Source organism: Lysinibacillus fusiformis, assembly GCF_003049525.1.
GTDB lineage: Bacteria > Bacillota > Bacilli > Bacillales_A > Planococcaceae > Lysinibacillus > Lysinibacillus fusiformis.
Window position 1 is genome coordinate 1 of sequence record NZ_PYWL01000041.1, and the last position, 476, is coordinate 476.

At 37.2% G+C, this 476-nt stretch carries 1 protein-coding gene; it reads right to left on the reverse strand.

What is annotated here, in order from left to right:
- A partial coding sequence (locus C9J29_RS23995; protein ID WP_237068921.1) for a glutamate--tRNA ligase family protein occupies positions 1-476 on the reverse strand: 476 nt, incomplete at both ends.

A 476-nucleotide genomic window follows, 5' to 3' on the forward strand; every position in this document is an offset into this window, starting at 1 on the left:
GCTTTAATCAGATGCGGTAAGGAAAGCTCTAGGAGACGGTCAACATCAATTTTTTTCATATATTGATTGTTCATCCAAGTAAGCTTTTGTTTATCGAACAGGGCTGGAGATTTCGACAGGCGATTTGCATCAAAAATTTCGATAAATTCCTCTTTAGAGTAAATCTCTTCTTCCCCTGTTGGAGACCATCCCAATAAAGTGATAAAATTAAATAACGCTTCAGGTAGGTAACCTAATTCTTCGTACTGTTCAATAAACTGAATAATTGATTCATCACGTTTGCTTAACTTCTTTCTGCTTTCGTTCACGATTAATGTCATATGTCCGAAAATCGGCGGCGCCCAGTCTAGTGCTTCATACACCATCAATTGCTTAGGAGTATTAGAAATATGGTCATCACCACGAAGAACATGAGTAATTTTCATTAGATAATCATCCACTGTAACAGCAAAGTTATAAGTAGGTGTCCCATCCTT